The organism is Acidobacteriota bacterium (assembly GCA_016196035.1).
Taxonomy (GTDB): Bacteria; Acidobacteriota; Blastocatellia; order RBC074; family RBC074; genus JACPYM01.
The window spans coordinates 1-21,874 of record JACPYM010000028.1 but is presented as its reverse complement, the minus strand read 5'-3'; the positions used below and the strand labels follow the sequence as shown (position 1 = coordinate 21,874).

The window sequence follows — 21,874 nt, the reverse complement described above, 5'->3', positions numbered from 1 at the left end:
CACGAGCGATGTCATCGAAAGCCTCTTTGCGGCGGTGCGCTTGCGCACGGACGCCGCTAAACGCTTCCGCACGGTGAAGTCCGGGGTGCATGATCTGGCAGTTGTTACTGAAACAGGAAAAGAAATGGCGGCGCTTCAATGAGGCTGAAATGGGGCTGAGCAGTGCGCGCAAGTGCCGTTGCCGCGCTAACAAAGCGCAAGTTCAACGAGTTACGCGAAGCAACAATTTACGCAACTCTTGTCACGATCTCTTTGCCAGAGGGAGAGCTCATTGTTGGGCGAGCAATAAAAAGGGGGCCGTTTAGGCCCCCTTTAGATTTCAACATAATCGTTGAATTATTGCCGACTAGCAGCTAGCAGCTCGGTGGGAAGACCGGCAGGGTCACGGTGGTCGTGCCCGTCGTCAACGTCAGCTTGTGCATGTTGCGGCCACCGTTGAAGGCGTTCGCTTGTGCATTCGCACTGGCGTTGAAGTTGATTACCGTACCCAGAATGCCGATGTCCGTCGTCAGGTTGTACAACTTCAACCAACCCGAACGGCCCGCCGGTACAATCTGGCTCAAGCGCGGCGTCGTGCGCGGGAAGCTATCCGCCAAACTGCCCATCACCTGGCAAGCTCCGTTCAAGCTGAAGCTGAAGCCGGTTTCCGCATCATCATAGATGACACCGAACAACGTGCCCGTCGAACTCGCCCCGATGGCATAGCTGCCCCGGATCGCGTTGACGATGATCATCGTGTCGTTGCCGTCTGCACGGCTCGGGAAGTTCGACACCGCCAGCGCCCGCGGCAGCTTGTTGTAGCCACCTGTGGCGCCGCTGAAGTTGATGTCCACTGACGGTTGATTCGGATCGCACGGAAGATCACCGATTGCCGCAAAGGCTTCGGCACCCAGATTCGCCGCGTGACCGGAAGCGAACTTGACGTATTCGTCGCCAATCAGGAAGTTGAAATTGACCGGGCAGCCCAGATTGTTCACTGCCACCGCCACGATGTAACCCTTGGTACCCGGATCCACGTCCGACGCCAGGAAGCTCGCCGTTTGCGCCGCCGTCAAGCAAACATAAGAGTCTGCAATCGTGCAATCCGCGCTGACGAAGAACAAATGCACAAAGGCCTGATTGGTCAGATTCGTGTTCGTGATGTTCACGCGCGTGTTTTGAGTGTTGCCACCCGAAGCATTCGACGTGTAAATGTTGTAGATCAAGGTCGAGCCAGCTTTTTGATCGCTGACTTCAGAGGTTGCCGGATATGGTGAACCCGGGTCTGCTGCCAATGAAGCCACTGACAGTAACGCGAGAGTCATCATTGCCAACAAAACGTGTGTTAGTTTGCGTGAGGTTCGCATTGTAGAGAATCTCCTTTTGAAAGTTATAGGTTCTGTCCCGCGCTGATTGGCGTATCGAACCTGAGATGTGAATGTCAAATAGCAAAACCGAAATCATAAGCTTGTGAGAATCACAACTCATGAGCCTTTAGTTTGCTGTGTGAAAACTGATGCGGGTAACGTTAAACCAGCGTCTTACGAGGAGGCACCGGAAGAAATCATTTCAATATTGCTACTGATCTAATTACCTCAAGTGCTTAAGACAACCTGTCGAGTTTATCCACAAGCTTCACAGAATTTTTGCCGGTGATTGTTAAAAGCTTGTGGAATCTAGCGGAATCATAACACGCGACATTGGCTATATCAATAGCCAATGTCTACATAACGTGATGAATCCCGCTTTTGTCGAACGACTCTGAAACTTGTTGGGGCAAAAAAAGTAGAAGTGAAATGAGCCGTGCTGGGCTCGAACCAGCGACCCTCTGGTTAAAAGCCAGATGCTCTACCAACTGAGCTAACGGCCCATTTGAATTACTGTCAATCAAGTGGCTTGGATAAGGGTAAATAACCCCTGCCAAAATCGTGCGCGATATTACTTGCCCGTTTGAGATTAGTCAACCAACTCGCCGAACATCTGCTGAGGACCTCACGCGCGATTTTGTACTGTGATCTCCTGCTTGCAATTCTGCCAGTCTGTTGCGAATATCTCGCCGCTTTTAGAGGCCTTTGGATCGCTGGTATATGACACTCATCTACTCTAGTACTCCATCAAGCTGTAAGTGATTGATGCTGAGAGCGCATCCTGGATGTAGGGCGGGATTTAATCCCGCCCTACATCCCTCATTTTCAGCTTGATGGAGTACTAGGTGGAAACTCATCAAAATTAGAATGGCGAACTGACTACAACGATGCTGAAACTCTACAAAACCACTCACGGGCCAGTGCTGGAAGAGCGTGGCGAATATTATCAACTGCCTGAAACGGATTGGGATGTATTGCTTAATCGCGGTGATCACGAATTGGTCTTGACCAGTATGACGCGCCGTGCCACACGCATTCCCAACTTCGTCCTGGGTGAAGACGTGCTTGCGCCCATCGGCAATCAAGAAGTCTGGGCGGCGGGCGTGACCTATTACCGCAGCCGCACGGCGCGTATGGAAGAATCAAAAGATGCCGGTGGCGGCAGTTTTTATGACCGCGTGTATGAGGCCGAGCGGCCCGAATTGTTTTTCAAGGCCACGCCGCAACGTGTCGCAGGCCCCAACCAGCCGGTGCGCATTCGCCAGGATTCCAAATGGAATGTGCCGGAGCCGGAATTGACGCTGGTCGTCAATTCGTTGGGTGAAATCATTGGGTACACCATCGGCAATGATATGAGTTCGCGTGATATTGAGGGCGAAAACCCGCTCTATTTGCCGCAAGCTAAAGTTTATGCGCAAAGCTGTGGACTGGGGCCTTGCGTACTGTTGCGTTCAGGCGCGCTGCCACGCGAGACCGCGATTCATTTGGATATTTTGCGCGGCGACGTGACGGCCTTTCATGGCGAGACTTCGCTGAAAGAATTGAAGCGCTCGCCAGCGGAGTTGGTGGAATACCTTTACCGCGACAATGTGTTTCCGTATGGCTGCTTTTTGCTGACGGGCACGGGCATCGTGCCGCCGGATGATTTTACGTTGCAGGTCGCAGACGAAATACGCATCACCATTGATCCCATTGGCACGCTGGTTAATCACGTCATTCAAGGTTGAGTTGAGCTTAAAGATGGAACTTCACGGCAAAAATATCATCGCCTGCCAAACTGATGAGAGCGGGCAGGCGCAAACCACCTTCACTTCCCACGCCCAGCTTGGCGCGTTCGACGAAGCCCATGCCTGGCACATTGAGCAGTCCCTGCTGGTTGCGGCACAGGCCGCTGAAACGCTACGCCAAATTTCAGCGGAACAGCGCGTGGCCTTTATTGAGCGCGTTGCCGCAGAGATTCTTGCGCTCGGTGATGAATTGATCGAACGCGCGCACGCCGAGAGTGCTTTGCCCAAAGAGCGCTTGACAGGCGAGCGCGGGCGCACCGTCAATCAACTCAAAGCCTTTGCCGAAGTCGTGCGCGAAGGTTCCTGGGTTGAGGCGCGCATTGATCGCGCGCAACCTGAGCGGCAGCCGTTGCCGAAACCGGACATTCGCCGGATGCTTATTCCGGTTGGCCCCGTCGTCGTTTTTGCCGCCAGCAATTTTCCGCTGGCATTTTCGGTCGCGGGTGGAGACACCGCTTCGGCGTGGGCGGCAGGTTGCCCTGTCGTCGTCAAAGCTCATCCCGCACACCCCGCGACCTCCGAGATGGTCGGACGCGCTATCGCGCAGGCTGCCGACGTCACGGGCATGCCGAGAGGAATTTTTTCTTTACTGCACGGCGTCGGTCATGAATTGGGCTTGGGCTTGGTCAAGCATCTGCTGACGAAAGCTGTCGGGTTCACCGGTTCATTGCGCGCGGGGCGTGCCTTATTCGATGCGGCAGCGCAACGGCCCGATCCGATTCCGGTCTATGCCGAGATGGGCAGCATCAATCCGGTCTTTTTGCTGCCTGGGGCCTTGCGCGAACGGGCTGACGCCTTGGCCGAAGGCATGAAAGGTTCGGTCACGTTGGGCGTTGGTCAGTTTTGCACTTGTCCTGGGCTGGTGGTTGGCTTGCGCGATGAAAACTTTGCGCGTTTTGCCGGGAAGCTGGGTGAATTGATGGCGAGCGCCGCGCCTGCGCCAATGCTTTATCCTGGCATTGCCCAAGCCTATGCCAGCGGCGTGACGCGGTTCAGCACATTGAATGGAGTGCAGGCTGTGACAGCGCAAACTGTGCCAGACGCGGCAAGGAACGAAGCTGGAGCCGCTCTTTTCACCACCGATGCCGCAACGTTTTTGCAACAGCACGAATTGAGTGAAGAACTGTTCGGGCCTTCGACAGTGGTGGTTGGCTGTGCTGAACGCGCCGAACTGGAAACGATTGCGCACAAGCTGGAAGGTCATCTGACCGCGACGATTCACGGCACGCCGGAAGACTTGGCCGAATACAAATGGCTCGTGGACATTCTCGCCACCAAAGCTGGACGGCTGATTTTCAATGGCTATCCGACTGGCGTTGAGGTTTGTCCTTCGATGCAACACGGCGGGCCCTATCCGGCGACGACCGATGCGCGCACGACTTCGGTGGGCACGGCGGCCATCGAACGCTTTGCGCGCCCGGTGGCGTATCAAAACTTTCCGCAAGCGGCTTTGCCGGTCGAATTGCAAAACGACAACCCGCGTGGGATTTGGCGGCTGGTAGATAATCAGCAGACCAAAGATGCGTTTTAAGCCAAGGCAGGCAGGGTTACTTGCTCAACCCTGCCTGCACTTTCTTCGGCAACTTCGCCTTTACCATTTCATACGAATCCCGCAACAGCCGTTTCAACTCAGCAGCTTTCATCACATCCAAGCGTTCCAGCGCCACCCAATGATAGCGTGCGGCATAGGGCGCAGGATCAATTCCGGCCTGTTCAATCAATTCAGCGAATTCTTCCGGCGTGCATTTGAATGTCAGCCGGTAAGGCGACGCGCCGTCAAGCGGAATGACGGCGAACATTTTGCCGCCGATGCAAAAGCAAAGGTCTTGCCCCCATTTGACGTCTTCGGCGGCGTCAGGCAGCGCCAGGCAGAATTCACGCACGGTTTCCTGATTCATCATTTGTCTCTGTTATTGCAACAGCGGTTGCTGGTGGCAACTCCGCTGTCTCTGTTGCTGCAATCGCGCTGGCTGGCGGCAATTCCGCTGCCGCCTGGCTCGGTTCAACCGCCACCGTTGGCGGCGATTCTGTTTCAACCGGCGGCGTCAGTGTAGTCGCACCCGGTTCGAGCGTGAAGCCGGGCGGCGGCGTTAAATCTTTGGTCGCGGGCATAAATTCAATCACCGGCGCGCCGGGCGTGGCCAGCGCGGGCGCGGGTGCCAGCCGCTGGTGCAAATCGGCTTGCCCGGCGAACAGCGCCAGCCGCGTCCACAAGCGCGCCACGATGGCCAATTGCCCTAAGCCAAAGGCCAGGATAACGCCCAGCCACGACGCCTGTGGTACGGCGTTGCGCAACCAAACGAAGGCGCCGAACAACACCAAACCAAACGCCGCCAGCAGCAGATACAAGCAGGTCGTGCGCCAGACATAAGCCAGACAAAAGCGCCAAGCCGCAAACGTGACACGCCACATGCGCCGCGCTTCGTGTTGCACGGTGCGGATGCGCGCGTAATCAAACACCATATTGATCAACCCGCAGCCCAGCGCCAGCGCCAGCAGCAGCAACCAACGCTTGATTTCAATTGGCCCTGCCGCGGTGGCGCGCGCCGCCGCCTTGTTCAACGGTTGTGACGCTAAAAAATAAGCCACGAGCAACAGCCCATAAAAGACCAGTGCGATCAGCAAGAGCCGCGCGAAGCGCCACCAATACGCGCCGCCACCCGCGCAAAACTGGCGCAGCGAAAAGCGTTCAACCGGCCCCGCGAAGACGGCCAGAATGCCACCCGTGAAAAAGAGATTGGCGGTCAGGTACAGCGCGCCCGCGACCAGCAATAGCAAACCCATTTGCAAGCCCACCGACGCGGGCGAGAAACCGTTGAATTGATTGTTCACGAAATCAATCAACCAGGCCGCGTCCAATTGATTGGCGAACAGGCGTTGCGCCACGACGTGGCCTTGCGCCGATTGCTGCACCAGTGCAAACACAGGCAGCGCAACCGGTACGATGCAAATCAGATTGCCCAGCAACAATATGCAGAGCAGCTTGACGCTCAGACAGGCGCGTTCGATTCCGATGAGTAATGAAGTCAGCACGGCAGACTCCTCAAAAATGTACCGCAGGCTGCCAGCCTGCGGGTAATCGTGGTTTAGTGACAGCCGGGAAGGGGCATTGCACCGGTTTGGGCGTAATGCCAGCACCGCCGCAGGCTGGCAGCCTGCGGTACACCCCTCAACTCAGCGCGGCCAGCGCTTGCATGAATGTTTGCAGCCAGAACGTCACGCCCGCCGTCCAGCGCACCGCCGCGCCGATGGCGGCTGTCTCGGTTTTGCCGTTGTTGGTCAGGTTGGCGTCGAGTTGAACTTTGTTGTTGGGGTCGAGTCGCACCGTTTGAATTTCGGCTGCGGTCGCAAATTTGAATTTCTTCCAGCGGTCATTCAGCGGCCAACGCTCCGGCCATTGTTTGCCGTCGCCGTCATTGGTGGCCTGATATTCGACAGCGTTGTTGTGTACCCCAGCCGGTTTGAAAAAGACTTTGTGCCCATCTTTCAGCTTGACCAGCAATTCAACAGGGAACCAGGCTTCGCCGGTGCGTCGCACGCTGACCTCATTCTCAAACGGCTGCTGTTCGCCAGCCTTGGTGTCGCCGTCTTTGACTTCGGTCTTCTGACCATCCTTGTCGTAAAGACCAAGTTTGAGCGCAGGCCGCGCGCTCTTGTAATCGGCGACTTCATAATCCAGCGTCTGCGTGCCTTTGACGAATTGCTCGAAGAACCAGCTCAAATCCTGTCCGGCGACCGCGCTGGCCGTGTCGAAAAAGTCCTGCGACGTCGGATGGCGATAGCGCCATTTCGTCGCGTATTCGCGCATCACGCGCGCCATCACGTCTTCGCCCAAATAGTTTTCCAGCGTCACCAGCGTCAGCCCCGTGCGCGGATAAGAATTCAACCCGTAGCTGAAATCATTGAAATACTTCCATGCGGGCGTCAGGATCGGATCATTGAATTTCTCCACGAACACACCGAGCCGGTTGTCATACGGGTGCGGCAATTCGACCGGGAAATCAAAGAGCGGCACACCGTTGTATTTGAACGACAGCCAATTGCTGCCATAGACGCGGCCCAACGTTTTGCCCTCTGAATAAGTGTTGAAGCCTTCGTCCAGCCACGACTCTTCAAACTCGTTCGAGGCGACCAGCCCGTACCAAAACTGATGGCCGAACTCGTGTACGATGACGGTCTCTGGCGTTTGCTCACGCGGCGTCAGCCACCACTCGGTGCCCGCCGTGATGAAGGTCGGATATTCCATTCCGCTCGCGCCGTTCGCGTTGAAGGGCGGATCAACAATCGTCAGCGTCGCGTAAGGATAAGCGCCATACCACAGGCCGTAATACTTGATGGCGTTGCAGGCCGCCTTGAAATGCCGCTCGGTTTGATAAGCGTGCTCTGGTTGAATCAGCAACGTGCCTTCGACGTCGCGCAGTTTCACTGCATCCACCGGCAGCCTCAGCCGTTGCGCCATCGCTTCCAACTCGGCGGGCTTCACCCATTCAGCCGCTTTGAACGCGCGCTTGACGACGACGTAACCCGGATCGAGCGTCCACGCAAAATCGTGCACGCTGTCTTGCGCGAAGCGATACGTCACAGTGCCGTCGGCATTCACCTGTTCGCTTTGTTGCTGGCCCGTCGCGCCGACCTTGCCTTTGTAAATTGCAGGCACCGTCAGCGTCACATCGTAATTGCCAAAGTCGGCATAGAACTCGCTGTTCGCATGAAACTGATGGCAGTTCCAACCCGCGACCGTGCGCCGCCGTTCGCCTACTTTTTCCCAGACGCCAATCTTGGGGAACCATTGCCCCACTAGCGCGAACTGGCCCCAATAGCCGGTGCGCGCAAACACGCGCGGCAATTTGGCGGTGAAACGAATGTCCAGTGTCGACGTCGCGCCCGGCCTCAGCGGTTTCGCCAACGGTACGCGGATCACGGTCTGATCTTCGGCATTGTCATCGTCGGGATGGATGAATTGAATTTGCTTGGTCAAGTCCGCGCCGCCCGCGATTTTCAGTTCGTTGACATCAATCCAACCCCACTGACCCCCCTCGAATTGATCACCGCGCAACTGGCCGCCCGATTCTTTGAAGAAGGTGCTGCGCTGATTTTTGAAGGCGTTCAGGTAAAGGTGGAGCTGCAATTCATAGATGGTGTCGGGCGAGTCGTTGCGCCAGGTCAATTGCTCGCGCCCATCCAACTTTGTCGGATGTTGCTGCTCATCCAATTGAAGCTGGGCCTCAATCTTGTAGCTGGCAATGCCCGGTAGCTCTTTGTTGGCGGTTGCGGGTGCGGCGTTGACACCCAGCCAGACAACAATCAAACAAAGTGTTAGCGCGCGCTTGTGTTTGCGTAGTTTCATTGACGGCCTTCCTGCACGGTTGGAACTCGTGCCGCAGATGAACACAGGCAACCGCAGATTAACAATCAACCCGATCCGCGTTTTTCCGCGTTGATCTGCGGCGAACTTCCTGTTGGATGTTTGAATGCGGCTCTTTCTACCATACTCATTGGCGCAAACACAGGGTGGCTTGGAACTGCGATATTTACGACTCAATAACAACTTCAAGCAGCGACTAGGCGTACAGTCAGCCAGACAATTCTGCTCAAACCATAACCCCAAATTACGAAGGAGATTTATGCGAACAAAAACGCTGCGAATACTTTGCGCTGTCCTGGCTGCGGCGGTCTTTTCCGTCAGCGCGCTAGCCCAGGCCGACGCCAAGAAAGCCGAGGACAAGCGCGCGCCCATCGTGCGCGAGACTGAATCCAACTGGAAACGCGCCAAAACCTGGACGCTCGCTTACATTGATGCCATGCCTGCGGAAGCCATGAGTTTCAAAGCGACGCCGCAAGTGCGCAGCTTTGCCGAACAGATGCTGCATCTGGCGTTCTGGAATTTCGGCTTTGTCGAAGTGATGGGCGGGAAGGCCAGCCCTTACGGCAAAAAGCAGGAAACGCTGGAAAGCCGCGAGGACATGAAAACCAAGGCTGCGTTGCGCAAAGTCGTCGAAGAGAGTTACGACACGGTGCTGACCTCGTTGAATGGGCTGGATGAAGCGAAGCTGCTCGAGGTCGTCCCGTTTTTCAGCACGAAGATGACGCGGCTGGGCGCGCTCACCGCCGCGCTTGATCATCAAACACATCATCGCGGCCAGACAACGGTGTATCTGCGTTTGAAAGGCGTCACGCCGCCGCCTGAGCCGTAAGCAGTCTGGCAAGCCTGGGTACGCACCGCTTCCAGCGTGCGGGCTTGCCGGGAGACGGAATTAGGCCGCAGGGTTTCCTGTCAGCCTCCATCGGTCTTACGCCAAGCCCGCACGCTGGGAAGCGGTGCGTACCCAGGCTTTATTGCGGCGGCGTCCACGGCGTAGTCAGTGAATACGCAAAATTCGCCGTCTGATCCTGCCGTAACTCAGGCACCACCACGAACCCCGGATTGGCATAGTAGGTCGTGTAATTCCTGCGCGGCCCAGCGGCGGGCGGGGCGATGCGATAGGTTCCCCCCGTCGTCAGCCGCAAGTTGTAATAGCCGCCGCGATCCGTTTGCGCGCTGCCGACGGGGTTGTCGGCGGCAGCGCTGGCGGTGACCGTTACATTCGCCAATCCCTGCCCACGTTGATCCACCACGCGGCCCAGCACGTGATAGAACGGCCAGACCGCTGGCGTAGGCTCTGGCGTCGGTGTAGGCCGAGGCGTCGGCGTGGGTGTGGGCGTCTCGCGCGGCAACGGCGTCACGCTGGGTTTGGGCGTTGGTGAAGGCGCTGGCTCCGGCGCGGTGTTGTAAAACAGAATCCGCCCATCCACCGTGCCCGCAAACAGCTTGCTGCCCATGGCAAAAACGGCTGTGACTTCTTTGGTGGGCAAACCGTTGTTGAGCGCCGTCCAGTTCTGCCCGGCATCCGGCGAAACGAAGACGCCCGCGTCGGTGGCTGCGACCAGCTTGTATTCGTGCAAGGTCAGATCGTTGACTTGCAAACTTTCGAGACCGTGATTGACGGCTTTCCAACTCTTGCCATTGTCGTTGGAGCAAAACACGCCCGCGCCTTTGGTCGCCGCCCACAAATCATTCGGCCCGGCCAGCACGTCGGTCACAGGCTGCGCACTCATGCCCGCATTCATGGCCTGCCAGTCGCCGCCGTTGTTTTCCGAAGCAAAGACGCCGCTGTCTTTGGTGCCCGCCAGCAGCATGGAATCTTTGAAGGCCAATGCGCGCACGCTGCCTTGCGCGAGGCCGCGATTGGCAGCGCGTGTCCAAACTGAACTTTGGCGGGTGGCCGCAGCTGGCGCGGCATATACGCCTTGCTCTTCGGTGCCCGCAAAGAGTTTGGCGGAATTGCTGACGAGCGCGTTGACGCTGGCGGGTGGGCGTCCGGTGGCTGTCGTCAAGCCCTGATTGAAGGCCTCTGCTGTTTCCCACTCATCCGCTGAACGCATGACGCCGTTGGGTGTCGCGCGCAACAGATAACCGGGCGCGGCGATTTGGGCGCGGATGTTGTCGTTGATTTGCGGGCGCGGCCTCCACGATTTGCCCGCGTCGGTCGAATAAGCGAAGCCTACACCCATCACTCCATCCGGCCCGCCACTCAATGCCCACAGCTTGTCGCCGCTGTCGTGGAAACCCGCCACGCGGCCAATCGTCGTTTTGGCGACGTCTTCTGAAAACTCCATGGGTTCCCAAGTCAGCCCGTTATCGCCCGTCGCAAAGGCCCCGCGCCGATGTTGGTGGCGTAAACTTTGCGGTTGAGTTCAAACATCCCTTCGACCGGGCGGCGCGCGAAGCCGTTATTCGATTCGCGCCACTGCTCGCCATTGTTCACCGTGGCGAAGACGCCGAGTCGCGTACCAACCAACAGCCGGCGCCCGGCGGGCATCACCGCTTTGACGTAGAGCGGGTCAAACGTCTCTTCCCAATTCAGCCCCTCGTTGACTGGCTCCCAGCTTTCGCCGCCGTCTTCCGAACGAAAGACGCCGCCGCCCCAGGTGCCCGCAAACATCCGCGTATTCACCGCCGCCAGCGTCGTCACTTGCTCACTGGCGCTGATCGTTTCTTTGCCCGGCAGCCAATAACTGACCTGCACCGCCGGTTCGCGCCAGTTCGCGCCATCGTCGGTAGAGATGAAAACGCCCTGGCTTGTCGCCGCCATCAATTTGCCGCCCGTCACGGTCAGTTCGTTGACGCTGGCTTCGCCCAGGCGGCGGAAGAGCAGCTTCCAACTTGCACCGCCGTCGGTGGATTGAAAGATCGAACCGCGCGCCGCGCCGACGATCAGCTTGCCGCCTTGGCTGACCAACGTGTCCAGATTGGGCGGCACCAGCGCGAACGAACTGTCATCCACCTTCTCCCAAAACTCGCCCGCCGTGTCAGACACATACAGAAAGCGGCTGACATAGGCGAACAGCCGACCACCAGCAGAGGCGAGGCCGGTTACTGCGCGCTTTTCAGGCAGCCCCTCAAACACTTCTTCCCAATTCGTGCCGTTGTCGTAAGAGCGCCAGACGCCCGTGCCCGTCCAGGTGAATAGCCAGCCCTCGTGCGGCGTGATTTTGTTGAGCACGACGAATTTGAGTTGGCCGACCTGTTCCCAACGCGGTTCCAAGGGCGTTTGCGTGGCGTGGCTTGAGGTGCGCCAAACGCCTGCGCTGAGCGCCAGACAAAAGGTTATGGTTGCGATAAAACGCCAGGGCGTTTTGTGTGAGGTTCGGTTGAGCATAGGAAGAGGTTCCTTTCTTCCGTATACAGTCCGGCGGCACCCGGATTGTCCGGTAGATGATGATCGGGGATCGGAGCTTGATGAGGTTAGAGTGCAGGAGACCGCGCGCAATATAGCATCACCTAGCGCGTGGTTGCTGAGGATTAATGTTCGTGCCAGGACTTTTTGGGTACGCACCGCTGCCAGCGTGCAGCCGTGGCATCAGACGGAATCAGGTCATAGGGATTTTCTTTCAGCATCAGTCGGTTTATGGCCGAGACTGCACGCTGGCAGCGGTGCGTACCCGAGTTCCATAAGCTGTTTCCATCATCGTTGCCGCCCGTCCCAACGTCGCATCGCGCAGCACCCACCACAAGATGCGCGGATTGCGCCGCGCTTGCGACAGGCAGTATGGCGCCCAGGCTGCGCCATAGGGCACGTATATCCGCACCGGCACGCCTGCGGAACGAGCCACACGCAAGACCGCGCGTGTCGGCAAACCAAAGAGCAATTCCAATTCGCAAGATGTGCCCGCTTTGATCAACCGTTCAAGCGCCATTGCCGCCAGCTCATGATCGTGCGTCGCGACCGCCACGTGCGCGGCGCGTCCGGCCAGCCGTTCGATCACGGCCAGGTAGCCCGCGCGCAAATCAATGTCGGGATGCTCAGGATCGGCCCACTGGCCTTTGACGACGCGCACGGGGATTTGCCATTCGTTGATGCGCGCGGCATCGGTCAGACTGCGTTGCCAGCGGCCCGGCAAGGTGCAGCTCAAGTTGGTTTGTCGCGCGCGCAATTCCTCCATGAGCGCCAACGTAGGCTCCGCCGAATCGGGCCACATCGCATCGAAATGCAGCCGAACATTGGCCGCAGCCGCGCGCGCGGCGATTTCATTCAGCCATTCGCGCGAATAGTGCAGGGCAGTGGCTTTGATCGAGAGGTAGCTATCGGGCTGGGCTGCGCTGAGTTCATTCAAAATGTCGAGGTAATGCTGCGCGACCAATGCGGGCGCATCTTGCTCGCCATTCCAATAACAAATCGTGCTGGCGAAGTTTTGCCCCGCCAATTGGCGGCTGGTTTGCACGGCCTCGGCGACGGTCGCGCCCGCAATGTAGCGGCGTCCGGCGAAATGGGCCAGCCGTTGCCAGCCCGCCCAGAGTGCTTTGCGCCAAAGAGGTTGATGCAAGTTGCGGGTCATGCCTGTTTGCCCAGTTTTTTCTGCAACTGGATGCCGGCGTGGCGTGCGCCGTCGCAAACCAGCGTCGCCAATGCGCCAGCCTTTTGCGGATAAGCCCGCAACGATACGCATTGCTGATGCACATCCGTCCACGTATGCGTCCACGGTTGCGACGCGCCTAAAAATTCATACGCCGCCAAACCACGTTCCGCCGCATAGCGCAACGTATGCAGCATCAGCAGCGTGCCCGGCGAACAGCGGGCATACGCCTCGTCATAGCCGATTTTCAGCAGCCAGAAGCGCTGGCCGCACTCAACCGCCAACTGCATCGCCACGGCCTGCCCGTCCAACCGCATAAAGCACAGCCGCAGGATGCCGCGTTCAGCCGCCGCCACCGTGTAATGCCGGAAAAATTCGCCGCGCTTGACATCACACGCCAGCGCCGACTGCTCCGCGCCTTTCCAGCAAGCGGCTTCGACGCGATAGGCCTCGGCCAGCAACGGTGCGAGTTCGGCCGGTGTGGGCGCTAAAACTTCAAAGCTCAGTCCGCCCTGTTCAGCCGCCTTGCGCTGCGCGCGGCGAAAGTCGGAGCGGCGTCCAGCATTGAAATGGCTTTCGGGTTCGCGCCAACTGCGGTCGAGCGGAATGCGCGGATAACTTTCCGCCGCCGAACGATGCACCAGCCCGCGCCTGTGGTAGGCGCGCTCCAACGCTGTAATCACCGGCGAATCGGCGGGCAGGCGTTCCAGCCAGAGCGGCTGCCCCAAATTGATCAGCCCCTCGGCCAGCGCATCCAGCGCATCCTGCCCGTCAAAGAGCAAATCGAGCGGTTCGCACAGTTCGTGCACGCCTAGCAATTCTAGCCGTGGCAATACCCCAGGCCGTCGCACCAACGGCGCCAGCGCTTCGGGCGCATTGGCTGGACCGATGGTCAGCACCTGCACCTGCGCTTCCTGCCCGTAAGTCTGGTGATAAGCCTGCGCCCAGATGAAATGTTGTGTCGGGCTACCCTCGCTGGATTCCAGCGCGTGCCACCCGTCGGCTAACCGCGCTAGGTCGCTTGCGCATTCGATGACCTGCAATTGGGCTGTCGTGTCTGCGGCTGCGTCCTCATACGAAGCCAAAAATAAACTGCCGGTGAGTGACTTCATGAATATTTCCCGAAATCGAAGATTGGGTACAGCTCCTCGCGCGGGGCTGGTTGTCCATAACGAAGTGGGTTGGGCGTAAGGAACCTTACAGCGGAAACTCTGAGAAAGCGCAACAAAATGCGCTGCGCAGGCAGTGCGGAATCTTGCCTGGCACGACTGGGCTGGGCATTTATGGTGAAGTTATGGTGCCTGGCTGTAAAAGGCTAGCACTGGATGGTGACAAGGCAAATGAACCGAACAGAGAAAAGGGCCGCAGCGTCTGCTCATTGATGTTATCGCGTGAATGGCGATTGCAAACGAGTGAACAATCTCTTGCTGCGCCGGAGGCGCGCTGGAATGTAGCCAGTGGTGGAGCGCAGTGGAACCACCGGAACTTGCCGCCAAAGACCGGCAAGCCCCGGCAGGGGCGACAGACCAAGGCGTTGTCCAGCACCCCTGCCGGAGTGCCAAGGCTTACTTGCACTGTCCGGTAGTTGTGGCCAAGCCTCCACCACCGGCTACACTCCGTAGCGCCTCCGGCGCAAAAACCGCTTTCAAACCTTGCGGTACTTTACCCCCGCACGCGCAACCACCGCTCCATCAACGGCACCCGCAAGCGCCATTCGTCCCCGTCAATTGCCATCAATTCGCGCCGCCGCAACGAACGCGCGATGGCTTCGTCATCCGGTGTGGGCTGGGCGTCCAGTTGCTTGAAGCGTTCCAGGTATTCCCACTCGCCGGGCAGCGTACATTCGCGGCGCAGCAGTTCATAAAGCACGTTGTGGCCGCGCACGATGGCTTTGTCGAGCGCGCGTTGCAGCAGGGCGGGCGTGACGGCGTGGGCGTCTTCTTCGTTGACCAAATCCACCAGCGTCTCGGCGATGAGTTGGACGAGGTGGGGCCAGCCGCCCGCCTGCGCGTGGATGTAATCAATCCCGCTGCCTTCTTCAGTTCCCCAGAACGCGGCGTCGAAGCGCGGGCGCTTGGCTTCGTTGCCCCGCCACAGCCTCATAACAATGAGGAGTGTTTGAGCGGTTGAGTCAGCAGCAAGCGCGTTTCGGCCAGGGTGAAGGGTATATCAATGCAAGGGCAATGGCGGCTTCGTGAGTAGGGCGAAGGGGTTCCCTAAATGGAAGCGGGAGCGGTAAGATGTGCGGGCAGTTCACGCGCGCGCATGCCGTAGCTGGGCGCAACACAATAATGATAAAACAGCCAAAGGACGAGCGATGGCACAGACACCAAATCCGTTCACCAATCGTGGCCCGGTTACGAACCCGGAAGATTTCTTCGGTCGCAAAGACGAACTGACGACGCTCCTGACGCGCCTGCAATCATTGCAATGCGTCTCCATAGTAGGCGAGCGGCGTATCGGCAAATCTTCGTTGCTCTATCAACTCACGCAGATTGGCGCGGAAGAATTGGACGACCGGCGCTATCGGTTTGTCTATTGTAGTTTGCAGGATGCGCATTACCAGTCGTTACCGGGCTTTTGCGCGACCGTCTTGCGCAAGCTGGGGATGGAAGTGGACGCCATCTCGCCGAACCAATCAGCCGCCGACAATTTAATCGCTTTTACCGACCTGTTGGAAGCTGCGTCTACGCGTGACGAACGCTTGGTTATTTGTCTGGATGAATTCGAGGAAACCTTCAAACGTCCCGCTGAATTTGGCAATGGTTTCTTCGAGCATTTGCGCTCGCAACTCGAACTTGGCAAGTTCGTCTTCGTCACTGCCTCACGCGAGCCTTTGCAGAAGCTGAAACTGGACGGCAAACTGACTTCGCCCTTCGACAACATCTTTACCAAAGTCGAATTGGGTGAACTCACAGATGAGGAGGCCGCCGAGTTCATTGCGCACTACGACGCTCAAGTCAATTTCACTGATGCGGAGAATCGCTTCATTGCCTCATATTTCGAGATGCATCCATTGCGATTGCGCATCCTTTGCGATCAGGTGCTGACCAATCGGCGGCGGCAGTGGGATGATTGGGTGCTGGCCGAAGCGTTGGGCAAGGCGTATGGCGATTTCTTTCCCGACAAAGCGGACGAGTATACGGCGCTGGCGAAGCGGACGGCGAGTTTGGAAAACATTGGCAAAGCGCTCGGGTTGATTAAACAAGCGCGCGATCTGTTCACGGGCAAAGGGGATGACAAGAAATGATCCTAGCCTATCTGAAAGATTCATTGCATTGGCTGCATCTCTTTTGCTTCAAGCTGTACACGTTTGAGCGTGAGGCGGGGAAGCTGTCGGGGAGGCAAGCAGCGGCAGTCTTTCTCAAAGTCTATCTGTGGCTCTTCCTGATTGAATTGCTCTTGCTTGCATTGGGGGGTATGGCGTGTGATGCAGTGGGAGTTACATTCAACTGGCACCGAGTATTTTGGGTGACCGTCAAAGTAAGCATACTGCTTATTGGGTTAGTCACTGTGGCAGTCGTTGAAGTCGCCGCGGCGATAGTTGGATTGTTCCTCGCGTTGTATATCGGACTGGTTGGTGATCCTGTTGTAGGCGGGTTGGTCGGAGGCATACTCGCCGGACTTATTTGCGGGTTGCTTGTTATGCTGAGGCGGCAGGATTGGAAAGTCAGCGAGTCGTCTGAGCTGACAATGACTCTGATTGGTCTGTGGATGTGTGTATTGATCGCAGGGCCGTGCATCAGGGCAACTCTCGGACTGAAGTCGTTAGGTGATTGGGGGCGTTTTCTGGAGACCTACGCTATAGGTGCGTTGTTCGGCTTCACGTTGATTTATGGGCGTCCATACTACTGGCCCCTACACTTACTGCAACTCTGGCGCGCATACCGCAGCAGCCATTGGCTTGAACACTTTCGCCATTCGCCAGTGTATTGGGATGAAACAATTGGTGCGCCCTTGCCGTGGCTGAGTCACTGGCTTTTTTGCATTGCCAAAGGTGACCGCGACGTAGGGCTGAAGGAGGTGCGGTGGGTCGCTGCCTCACGCCCCTTCCAACGCAACGCTGCACAAATGGCGCTGGTCAAACTTGCGGCGCATGACCTTCGGCAAATCACGACAGTCGCGCAAATGGCCCAGATGGACGAAACATTAGATTTGCTACCGACTGAAAGATTTCCCATTATTTATCCCAAAAATAAAACCTTACAACGCCACGCGAATGTAGTTCTATTGCGGGTTGAGGAGATTGTCGCGCTCGCGCAAGATTACCTGCTGCGCCACACGCCCAATGGACAACACAAAGCCTTGCTCGAACTGCAACGCAAACTGCAATCCTTCCAACAGGCGATAGCGCTGATACCCACGCCCACCGGCCCCGAATTCCAGCAAGTCGCTGCGCAATGGCAGGCGATAGTCAATGCCGCCGAAGTTGAATTGCGCCCACGGCTGCCCTTCGAGAATCCGTTCATCGCGGGCAATCCGTTGCTAGAACACGAAGCGAATTTGTTCAAAGGCCGCCGCGATCTGGTCGTTAAACTCGAAGAAGCCATCTTCGGCCAACGCCCATCCCTGCTACTTTACGGTCGCCGCCGCACCGGCAAAACCTCTACGCTACTCAACCTGCCGCGCCTGATGAGCAGCCAGTTTGTGCCTGTCTTCATTGATTGCCAGAACGCGCGCTGGAACGACAGCGATGCGATGTTTTGTTACCACCTGACGCGCGCGCTCAACGACGAACTGGTCAAACGCAAGTTGGCCGAAGGGCTGGTGCAACCAAGTAAGAACGAGTTCGAGCAGCACGCCTTCACCCGGTTGGATGAATTTCTGGATGAACTGGAGGCGCATTCGCACCGCATCGGCAAACAGATTCTGCTGACTTTTGACGAATACGAGCGGCTGGAAGAGGGCATCGGCGACGGCAAGCTGACGCGCGCCGTGCTCAACCAAATTCGCGCTATCGTCCAGCACCGCGAACGCTTGATCGTGCTCTTTTCGGGCAGCCATCGCTTCGAGGAATTGCAGACCGTGAACTGGTCGGATTACCTCATCAACGTCCAGACGCTTTACTTGAGCTTCCTGACGCGCGACGAAGCCCGCGAGTTGATCGAACACCCGGCGCCCGAATTCGCGCTTGGTTATGCGCCGGGCGTGGTTGATCGCGTGCTCGACCTGACGCACGGTCAGCCTTATTTAGTGCAGGCGCTCGGCTCTGAATTGGTCAATCTCATCAATCGAGAGAAGCGCAAAGAGGCTACGCGGGCTGATTTGGACGTGGCGATTGAGCGGGTGTTGGGAATGGCTGATGCTTACTTTGAAAACAACTGGCGCGATTGCAACGAACAGGAGCAGGTGGTCTTGCGCGAGTTGGTGACGCAACAGGTAGGCGGTTTGCCTGCGGTAGAAAGGCAACGCGCTCTATTGGGTTTGAGTCGCAAGGAGCTTGTCGAGCAACGCGGCGGGCAATGGCAATTCACCGTCGAATTATTCGGCCTGTGGGTAAAGCGGGAAAAGACCGCAGCGGTAATGGCCTTATCAATGGCTTGATTGAGGTAACCCAAATTAACGAATGACGACTTCCGCGCCGCCGTACCGCAGGCAGGGAACCAGGCGGTCGCGCACCCAAGCGGCTTGGTGATGGCGGTAGCTGATGAAGACTTTCATACCGGGAGCGCGGACGTCCCGTCCGCTGGGGGAAAGATGCCGGGGTAGTGTCACTATTTTTGAAAAATCATACGGTAAGCGCCTATGGTTAGCGGATGAACCAGCTTGCCCAGTTCCCGCTCCCAGAACAACCGGCCGTGCGGCATACGCGCGTGGGTTTTGAAACGATCCCGGCGAATTTGTCGCGCACAGAATTGTTTCGTTACTTCACCTTCCCGGAACCGGATCGGCACGAGATTACGCAATGTCGCGGCACGAGCAACAAGATCGGCTTTGCGCTGTTGCTGGGCGCGCTCCGTTTGACAGGGCGTTTCCTGCAAGACTTCGAATTGGTACCACACAGCCTGGTGGCGCATATTTGTGAGCAGTTGCGCCTGGAAACACCGCTCATTCTGACGTATCCGCAACGGCAGCCGACGCGCTTTGAACACGTCGAGCGCCTCAAAACCTATCTGGGTTTACGTTCCTTCAAGCTCACGGACAACGAGAGCGTCGCCCATTATGTGCGGCAACGTGTGCGGGCCGGAGCGCGCTTGCACGAGTTGCTGGCGGCAGTCGAGGAGAGGCTCCGTGCACAAAAGATCGTGCTGCCGGGCGTCACGGTGTTGGAGCGTTTGATTGGCCGCGCCCGGGTGGAAGCGGAAGACGAGTTGTTCAGCGAACTCAACGCGCGGGTAGCTGAAGCTACCAGAGTGAAGGTACTGGCTTTGTTGAAAGTGCGGGCGGGCGAGAAGATCACACCGTTTCAACAATTGCAGCAAGCAGCGGGGCGGCCTTCGCCGCAGACCTTTAACCGTGAAGTGGATGCGTTAAGTCAGGTGCGCGACCTCCTGCCGGATGAACTCAACCTGCACGATTTGGACGAACAACTCATTGAGCGGCTCGCGCAGATGGTGAGTGGCTTACCGACGCAGGCGCTGGTGCAGTATCAGGCAGCCAAGCGGGTCGGATTGCTCCTGTTGTGGCTGTGGCGCTTGCGCACACGCTTGATTGATTCGGCCTTGACCATCAGCGCGGATTTGATCGGCGGCGTGTTACGGCGCGCCAAGAACGCTGCCACGAAAACACAGTTGCAACAGCATAAGCGCCTTGCACCGGTGTTGAGTATGTGCGGCGCGGTCGTGGAAATGCTGCTCGATGAAGCCATCGCCGACGCACAACTGCGCGGCACGGTCTTTGAAAAATTCTCACGGGCACAACTCGCCGCACTGCCGACGGAGTGTCGCACGCTCGCGCGCCCAACCGGGCAGTTATATTTTCAGGAAGTACGCCAGCGTTACGGCTACCTACGCCAGTTTGCGCCGCGTCTGTTAGAAGCTTTTACCATCAAGGCCGCCGCGGCGAGTGAGCCGCTACTCAAGGCCGTCGAGTATCTGCGCGACCGCAACGAAGCAGGACAACGCAGCTTGGGCAGCGATGCGCCGCTGGATTTCGTGCCGCCTGCCTGGGTGCCTTATGTCTGTCCAGCGGAAGGCGAAGTGGAGCGGCAAATGTGGGAGATTTGTTTGTTGGAGCAAATGCGCGTGGCGCTCAAGGGGGGCAACTTACATGTGCCGCATTCACGCGCTTTTCAACCACTGGAGCAGTATCTGATCGAGCGGCAGGCGTGGGCACGCGAAAAAGCGGCGTTGGTGGAAGAGCATCAACTGCCGCTCGACTTTCAGACGCACTGGACGAAAGTGACAGCCTTACACCAAGAGCAATTGCGGCAATTGAACGATGGCTTTGCCAGCAACGACGCGCTGAAAATTGAAGCGCAGCAATTTCATCTGACACGCCCCGAACAACTCGTGGTGTCGCCGACAGCGAAAGAGTTGCGCGCGCAAATACGGAAACAATTGCAGCGCCGCCAACTCAGCGACCTATTATTGGAAACGCACGGCTGGACGGGCTTTCTGAAATCCTTCACGCGGCTGACCACCGGGCGTCCGATTACGGAAGCCGACAACGGCGCGCAAATCGCGTTGCTGGCCTGCTTGCTGGCCGAAGGTTGCAATATCGGCTTGCGCGATATGGCGGTGAACAATCCGGGCTTGAATTTTGATGTGATGGATGAAGTCAAAGCGAGCTACGTGCGCGAAGAAACGCTAGCCCAGGCGACCGCGACGCTGGTCAACTTTCAATTGCAGCAGCCGTTGGCCGAGACTTGGGGACAAGGCGAATCCTCCAGTTCCGACGCCCGCGTTTATGGCGTGCCGGTGCGGGCCTTGAACGCGACGTTCAATCCGAAATACTTCGCCGCCGCCGGGCGCGGCATCAGCGTCTACACGCATATCGCCGATACGTGGATGCCGTTTTACACGCAGATCATCACCTGCAACGTGCGGCAAGCCCCGTATGTACTGGACGGCTTGCTCTATCACGGCACACAACTGCAACCGCGCGAGCATTACACCGACACGCACGGCTATACGGATTTGATCTTTGGCGTCACGCACTTGCTGGGCGTGCGGTTTGCGCCACGCATCAAAGACCTGCCTGAACAGCGCTTGTGGCGACTACCTGAGGATGAGGCTTATCCCCATCTTGCAGCGGCGCTGGCGGACAAACTCAACGTCAACCTGATGCGTGACACCTGGGATGAGATCGTGCGGCTGATGGCCTCAATTCGCAGCGGCAAAGTGCGCGCCTCGCTGATCATCGGCAAGCTCGCGGCGGCGAGCAAAAAGAATCGCCTGTTTCGCGGTTTGCAGGAATTCGGGCGCTTGATCAAGACCGCGTATCTGGCTGAATACTTGCACAGCGAAGAGCTGCGTCGCCGCGTGCTGCTTGGTCTCAATAAAGGCGAAAGCCTGAATGCCCTGGCGCGCAAGCTGTTTTACGGCGGACAAGGTGAAATGAGAGATCGCACCTATGAAGACCAACTCAACGCGGCTTCGTCCTTGAATTTACTACTGGCGGTTATCGTGGCTTGGAACACCGTTCATATTCAAGCCTGCGTGCGCCGCCTAAAAGCGGATGGGCATCCAGTTGAAGAAGGCGACCTGAAACACCTGTCGCCCTTGCTGCGCGAACACATCGGTATTTACGGGCAATATACCTTTGATTTGCTGATCCCACTGGATTTTGTGGGTAAGCTCGGTCATTGAAAAAGAAACGGATGATTGCGTTGTAGCGGGTTATCCTTTTGGGTGACGAAACTCGAAAGGAGTCCCAAGCGCAACCATCCGTGTGTAGAAAGCATAT

At 57.6% G+C, this 21,874-nt stretch carries 16 protein-coding genes and 1 tRNA gene; 7 read left to right on the top strand and 10 right to left on the bottom strand.

Features of this window, described 5'->3' with window-relative positions:
- On the top strand, positions 1-142 hold a 142-nt coding region (locus tag HY011_09250), incomplete at its 5' end, for a hypothetical protein (protein ID MBI3423112.1).
- Positions 143-353: 211 nt separating this feature from the next.
- On the opposite strand, the gene HY011_09245 is transcribed toward HY011_09250, so the two are convergent.
- Together HY011_09245 and HY011_09240 are read right to left on the bottom strand one after the other, a co-directional pair.
- Positions 354-1,346 (bottom strand): hypothetical protein, encoded by a 993-nt coding sequence (locus HY011_09245; GenBank protein MBI3423111.1) that lies wholly within the window; start codon positions 1,344-1,346, stop codon positions 354-356.
- 430 nt (positions 1,347-1,776) lie between these two features.
- A tRNA-Lys gene (locus HY011_09240) sits at positions 1,777-1,849 on the bottom strand.
- Positions 1,850-2,236: 387 nt separating this feature from the next.
- Here HY011_09240 and HY011_09235 point away from each other — a divergent pair.
- On the top strand, positions 2,237-3,073 hold the full coding sequence (locus tag HY011_09235) for a fumarylacetoacetate hydrolase family protein (protein ID MBI3423110.1): 837 nt from the start codon (positions 2,237-2,239) through the stop codon (positions 3,071-3,073).
- Positions 3,074-3,086: 13 nt separating this feature from the next.
- Positions 3,087-4,664, top strand: coding sequence for an aldehyde dehydrogenase (NADP(+)) (locus HY011_09230; GenBank protein MBI3423109.1), 1,578 nt, complete (start codon positions 3,087-3,089; stop codon positions 4,662-4,664).
- Positions 4,665-4,680: 16 nt separating this feature from the next.
- On the opposite strand, the gene HY011_09225 is transcribed toward HY011_09230, so the two are convergent.
- The 3 genes from HY011_09225 to HY011_09215 form a co-directional block, all read right to left on the bottom strand.
- Complete coding sequence (locus tag HY011_09225; GenBank protein MBI3423108.1) at positions 4,681-5,031, bottom strand: MmcQ/YjbR family DNA-binding protein; 351 nt, start codon at positions 5,029-5,031, stop codon at positions 4,681-4,683.
- The gene (locus HY011_09220) at positions 5,009-6,166 is read right to left on the bottom strand and encodes a hypothetical protein (GenBank protein ID MBI3423107.1); all 1,158 of its coding nucleotides are present in this window, start codon (positions 6,164-6,166) and stop codon (positions 5,009-5,011) included. Before HY011_09220 ends, HY011_09225 begins: the two co-directional genes overlap by 23 nt.
- Positions 6,167-6,302: 136 nt before the next feature.
- Complete coding sequence (locus HY011_09215) at positions 6,303-8,480, bottom strand: M1 family metallopeptidase (GenBank protein ID MBI3423106.1); 2,178 nt, start codon at positions 8,478-8,480, stop codon at positions 6,303-6,305.
- Between the two features lie 277 nt (positions 8,481-8,757).
- On the opposite strand from HY011_09215, the gene HY011_09210 reads away from it, so the two are divergent.
- Positions 8,758-9,327, top strand: a complete 570-nt coding sequence (locus HY011_09210) for a DinB family protein (protein ID MBI3423105.1) — start codon at positions 8,758-8,760, stop codon at positions 9,325-9,327.
- A 139-nt stretch (positions 9,328-9,466) separates the two neighbouring features.
- Here the strand turns inward: HY011_09210 and HY011_09205 are convergent, their stop codons facing one another.
- From HY011_09205 to HY011_09185, 5 genes are all read right to left on the bottom strand, one after another.
- Positions 9,467-10,789, bottom strand: coding sequence for a carboxypeptidase regulatory-like domain-containing protein (locus HY011_09205; GenBank protein ID MBI3423104.1), 1,323 nt, complete (start codon positions 10,787-10,789; stop codon positions 9,467-9,469).
- Positions 10,790-10,800: 11 nt separating this feature from the next.
- On the bottom strand, positions 10,801-11,832 hold the full coding sequence (locus tag HY011_09200) for a hypothetical protein (protein MBI3423103.1): 1,032 nt from the start codon (positions 11,830-11,832) through the stop codon (positions 10,801-10,803).
- 247 nt (positions 11,833-12,079) lie between these two features.
- Positions 12,080-13,009, bottom strand: a complete 930-nt coding sequence (locus tag HY011_09195) for a proline dehydrogenase (GenBank protein ID MBI3423102.1) — start codon at positions 13,007-13,009, stop codon at positions 12,080-12,082.
- Positions 13,006-14,139: a GNAT family N-acetyltransferase gene (locus tag HY011_09190; protein MBI3423101.1), complete on the bottom strand. Its 1,134-nt coding sequence runs from the start codon at positions 14,137-14,139 to the stop codon at positions 13,006-13,008. Before HY011_09190 ends, HY011_09195 begins: the two co-directional genes overlap by 4 nt.
- 550 nt (positions 14,140-14,689) lie before the next feature.
- Positions 14,690-15,130 (bottom strand): hypothetical protein, encoded by a 441-nt coding sequence (locus HY011_09185; GenBank protein ID MBI3423100.1) that lies wholly within the window; start codon positions 15,128-15,130, stop codon positions 14,690-14,692.
- Between the two features lie 214 nt (positions 15,131-15,344).
- Between HY011_09185 and HY011_09180 the strand changes: the two genes are divergently transcribed.
- The 3 genes from HY011_09180 (at position 15,345) to HY011_09170 (ending at position 21,777) form a co-directional block, all read left to right on the top strand.
- Positions 15,345-16,277, top strand: a complete 933-nt coding sequence (locus HY011_09180; protein MBI3423099.1) for an AAA-like domain-containing protein — start codon at positions 15,345-15,347, stop codon at positions 16,275-16,277.
- Between the two features lie 821 nt (positions 16,278-17,098).
- A complete protein-coding gene (locus HY011_09175) occupies positions 17,099-18,571 on the top strand; it encodes an AAA family ATPase (protein ID MBI3423098.1) in 1,473 nt (490 codons plus the stop codon).
- A 212-nt stretch (positions 18,572-18,783) separates the two neighbouring features.
- Positions 18,784-21,777 carry a Tn3 family transposase gene (locus HY011_09170; protein MBI3423097.1) on the top strand — a complete coding sequence of 998 codons (2,994 nt, stop codon included), beginning with the start codon at positions 18,784-18,786 and terminating at the stop codon, positions 21,775-21,777.
- Positions 21,778-21,874 lie beyond the last annotated feature (97 nt).

Bases quoted from the DNA above. Each gene is read 5' to 3' on its own strand.
- HY011_09170 (MBI3423097.1), top strand. From the start codon at position 18,784: ATGAACCAGCTTGCCCAGTTCCCGCTCCCAGAACAACCGGCCGTGCGG.
- HY011_09195 (MBI3423102.1), bottom strand. From the start codon at position 13,009: ATGACCCGCAACTTGCATCAACCTCTTTGGCGCAAAGCACTCTGGGCG.
- HY011_09205 (MBI3423104.1), bottom strand. From the start codon at position 10,789: ATGGAGTTTTCAGAAGACGTCGCCAAAACGACGATTGGCCGCGTGGCG.
- HY011_09230 (MBI3423109.1), top strand. From the start codon at position 3,087: ATGGAACTTCACGGCAAAAATATCATCGCCTGCCAAACTGATGAGAGC.
- HY011_09245 (MBI3423111.1), bottom strand. From the start codon at position 1,346: ATGCGAACCTCACGCAAACTAACACACGTTTTGTTGGCAATGATGACT.
- HY011_09185 (MBI3423100.1), bottom strand. From the start codon at position 15,130: ATGAGGCTGTGGCGGGGCAACGAAGCCAAGCGCCCGCGCTTCGACGCC.
- HY011_09200 (MBI3423103.1), bottom strand. From the start codon at position 11,832: ATGCTCAACCGAACCTCACACAAAACGCCCTGGCGTTTTATCGCAACC.
- HY011_09210 (MBI3423105.1), top strand. From the start codon at position 8,758: ATGCGAACAAAAACGCTGCGAATACTTTGCGCTGTCCTGGCTGCGGCG.
- HY011_09175 (MBI3423098.1), top strand. From the start codon at position 17,099: ATGGCGCTGGTCAAACTTGCGGCGCATGACCTTCGGCAAATCACGACA.
- HY011_09215 (MBI3423106.1), bottom strand. From the start codon at position 8,480: ATGAAACTACGCAAACACAAGCGCGCGCTAACACTTTGTTTGATTGTT.
- HY011_09190 (MBI3423101.1), bottom strand. From the start codon at position 14,139: ATGAAGTCACTCACCGGCAGTTTATTTTTGGCTTCGTATGAGGACGCA.
- HY011_09225 (MBI3423108.1), bottom strand. From the start codon at position 5,031: ATGAATCAGGAAACCGTGCGTGAATTCTGCCTGGCGCTGCCTGACGCC.
- HY011_09180 (MBI3423099.1), top strand. From the start codon at position 15,345: ATGGCACAGACACCAAATCCGTTCACCAATCGTGGCCCGGTTACGAAC.